The organism is Nioella sp. (assembly GCF_964229645.1).
In the GTDB taxonomy this organism is placed as follows: domain Bacteria; phylum Pseudomonadota; class Alphaproteobacteria; order Rhodobacterales; family Rhodobacteraceae; genus Nioella.
On record NZ_CAXREX010000231.1, the window covers coordinates 1 to 3444 of the forward strand.

Below are 3444 nucleotides of genomic sequence, written 5' to 3' on the forward strand. Positions count from 1 at the left end.
CGTGACCCTGCTGCTTGAGGCCGGGGCGCTTGGCGCGCTGGTGGCCGCAGCGGTGCTGTCACGCGGGGTGCTGCCCGGGGTGATGGCCTTGGTGCCCAATGCGCGGGTCGACGGGCTGTCGCGCGGCATGGGACGGCCGACACGGGCGGCTGCGGCGCTGTCTGCCGGGATCGCCGTGGTACTGGCGCTGCTGCTGGCGGGCTGGGCCGCCCTGGGCGCTGTGTTGGTGGTGCTGGTGGTGGCCTGTGCCCTGTCGCTGCTGGCACGGGCGCGGATCGGCGGTCAGACGGGCGACATCCTGGGCGCGGTGCAGTTCATGGCAGAGGTCGCGGTTCTGATGGTCCTGAGCTGAGGCACCTGGGGCCAGCACAGCACCACCCAAAGGAAAAGGCCGCCGGGGTCACCCCCGACGGCCTTTTCAATTCACCGGATCCGGCCGATCAAGCGGCGCGGGACACCAGAACCTCGTCCACCTTGCGGGCGGCGTCCACTTCGTCAGCACCGGAAACGGCGGCGACTTCGCGGGTCAGACGTTCCAGCGCGGCTTCGTACAGCTGACGCTCGGAATAGGATTGTTCGCGCTGGTCATCGTTGCGGTGCAGGTCGCGCACGACCTCGGCAATGGCGACCAGATCGCCCGAGTTGATCTTCTGTTCGTATTCCTGGGCGCGACGCGACCACATGGCGCGTTTCACCTTGGCTTTGCCCTTGAGCGTGGTCATCGCCTTGGACACCACGTCCGGCGACGACAGGGACCGCATGCCCACTTCGGTTGCCTTGTTGGTCGGCACGCGAAGGGTCATCTTGTCCTTTTCGAAGGAGATCACGAAAAGCTCGAGCGAGATGCCTGCGATTTCCTGGCTTTCGATCGACACGATCTGGCCAACACCGTGCGCGGGGTACACGACGTAATCATTCGGGCTGAATTCGGCTTTTTTCGTCTTGGTCATATTTGGTCCTCACTATGCCCAGTCGGGGGGCACCACGACGCAGGCAACAACACGACGGGCGAGGTAAATGGAACCTCGTCCGGGTGCATTCTGGCTGTGGTTACGTATCGTAGCGGGTGGCAGCAGCCGCTACATCTGGGCAGGCAGTCTTCATCATACAGATGGGATGTATAACACGAATCGCGCCGAATCGGAAGCACCATGTTGCAGCGCGGCACCAAGGGGGCCGTGCTGACGCCATGGATCCTGGCCACGCGGGGGGCGCGGCATGGGTTGGGGCTTAGCCGCCCTCGCCCGGTTTTTCCGAGAAGTATTTCTCGAGCTTGCCGGATTCGCCGTCCCGCTCTTCTGCCTCGGGCAGAGGATCCTTGCGGGTGATGATCACCGGCCAGAGTTCGGAATACTTCCGGTTGAATTCAACCCATTTTTCCATGTCCGGTTCCGTGTCCGGACGGATCGCATCGGCGGGGCATTCGGGTTCGCAGACACCGCAGTCGATGCATTCATCGGGGTGGATCACCAGCGTGTTCTCACCTTCGTAGAAGCAGTCCACGGGACAGACTTCCACGCAATCCGTGTATTTGCAGCCGATGCAGTTGTCGGTGACGACGTAGGTCATTGAGGGGGCTCCGCCTGGGCCTTGTCCTGGGCCTTGTATTGAATTTGGGTTTAGCTAGCGCGGCAGGCGCGATCATTCAAGCGCATCATCGCCCATGTCCCTGCGATAAAGATCGAGTTTCCGGCGATCCCGCTTTGTCGGGCGAGAATTGCCTTCAATCCGGGCACCTTGGGGAATTTCGGTCTTCTCGGGCGGGGGCGACATATCGTCATACAGAAGCTGCGCTTCAGAGGCCGGGCCGCGACGGGCGGCGGGGGCCAGGATCTTCACCACGCGGATGCGGTCGCCCTGGGGAAAGGTCAGCACGTCGCCGGGCTGAACCTGATGCGAGGGCTTGCCGGCGCGCTGGCCGTTCACACGCACATGACCGCCGGTGACAAGACCGGCGGCCAGGCTGCGAGATTTCACGAAACGCGCCTGCCAGATCCATTTGTCCAGCCGGAACTTGGCCGGCTGCGCGGTCGAGGGGCCGTTGCCAGCCCCCGTCCCGTGGTTGGACCCCTGGATCGCAGACGCCATGGGATCAGTCCGTCTTCAGCCCCTTGAGCGCTGCGGCAAAGGGGTTGTCGGGGTCGATCTGCTTTTCGCGGCGCTTGGGGCCGGACTGGAAGGTCTTGGGGCCCGCGTCGCGCGGTTTGCCCTTGCCACCCTTCTTGCCGCCCGCGCCCTGCGGCTTGCCGCCGCCGCGCCGACCATTGCCCTGGCCCTGACCTTGGCCCTGAGGCCCGTCCCCGCCACGGCGCTTGCCGTCACGGCCCTGACGGCCACCCTGGTTCTGTTCGCCCGGACGACGGGACCGCCCGCCACCCCAGGTGAAGGTATAGAAGACCTCGATCTCACGCGCGGTGTCCTGGGCGGCTGCGGGGGTATCCGCGGCGGGGGCGTCGCCTTCCGGTGCAGTCGATTCCGGTGCGGTGGCTTCGGGCGTGACCTCGGCCAGGACCTCTTCGGTCTGCAGACCGGCGGTGGTCGCATCGCTTTCCAGCGGCTGCGGCGTGCCATCGGGGGTCGCGCCTTCGACGGCCGGCTCCGACGGGGTCGCGGTCACGGCGCTGTCGTCCACGACCTGCGGGGCCTCGGCGGGCGCATCGGCAACAGGGCGCTGCTTCTCACGCTCGCCCTTGTCGGCCTTGTAGCCCAGGCCCTGCATCAGGTCGGCGAACTGGTCCAGCGTCATGCCGGTGATGGACAGCATGTCCGCCTTGGCCTCGAACCCGGCGCGGGTGTCTTCGGCGCGCAGCATGTCGGCCAGACGCTCCAGCATGTCGATCCGGATCGAGCGTTCGCCCGCCACCCGGTAGCCCGCCATGGTGGCATAACCTTCCGGGGCCGAGGCATCGGTCGGCACGGTGACCAGACCCGGCGGCGGCGCTTCGGGGAATTCGTCCAGCTTGTTGGCCAGCGACCACAGCACCAGGCGCAGACGGGTCGGCGCGGGTTTCAGCAGAAGCGGCATGAAGATGGTGAACTGACCGAACCGCAGGCCGTGCTTGCGCAGCGCGCCACGGGCGTCCTGATCCAGCTGCTTGACGTCGTCGGCGACCTGGGCGCGTGGCAGGATGCCCAGCCCTTCGATCATCTGGAAGGCAAAGCCACGGGCCAGACCGGTCAGCGTCTCGTCGCGCTGCAGGTTCATCAGCGGTTCAAACAGGGCCGCGATCTTGCGGTCGATGAAATGCTGAAGGCGGCGCTGGACCTTTTCCGAAACGTCCTGCCCGGCTTCGTCATCGACACAGACCTGCACCTGGGGTTTCAGCACGTCCGAGCCGGCGACAAGCTTGCCCACCGCCTGGTCGCCCCACATCAACCCGCCCTGTTCGGTAAAGTCGATTTCGGTATCGGGGGCGTTGTAGAACTTGTCCGCCCGCAGATGGA

4 protein-coding genes and 1 pseudogene are annotated in these 3444 nt (G+C 65.6%); 1 reads left to right on the forward strand and 4 read right to left on the reverse strand.

The window, feature by feature from the left end; all coding sequences use genetic code 11:
• Window positions 1–352 (forward strand): adenosylcobinamide-GDP ribazoletransferase (locus ACEQXV_RS15585; RefSeq protein ID WP_370269938.1); only part of this gene is annotated, 352 nt, incomplete at its 5' end.
• Window positions 353–440: 88 nt separating this feature from the next.
• Here ACEQXV_RS15585 and ACEQXV_RS15590 read toward each other — a convergent pair.
• The 4 genes and pseudogenes from ACEQXV_RS15590 to ACEQXV_RS15605 form a co-directional block, all read right to left on the reverse strand.
• Complete coding sequence (locus tag ACEQXV_RS15590; protein ID WP_093454303.1) at window positions 441–950, reverse strand: CarD family transcriptional regulator; 510 nt, start codon at window positions 948–950, stop codon at window positions 441–443.
• A gap of 280 nt (window positions 951–1230) precedes the next feature.
• Entirely contained in the window at window positions 1231–1569 is a 339-nt protein-coding gene (fdxA, locus tag ACEQXV_RS15595; protein ID WP_093454306.1) for a ferredoxin FdxA, read from the reverse strand.
• Between the two features lie 72 nt (window positions 1570–1641).
• Window positions 1642–2088, reverse strand: coding sequence for an RNA-binding S4 domain-containing protein (locus ACEQXV_RS15600; protein WP_370269939.1), 447 nt, complete (start codon window positions 2086–2088; stop codon window positions 1642–1644).
• A gap of 4 nt (window positions 2089–2092) precedes the next feature.
• Window positions 2093–3444: pseudogene (locus ACEQXV_RS15605) on the reverse strand (disulfide oxidoreductase); the annotation flags it as partial.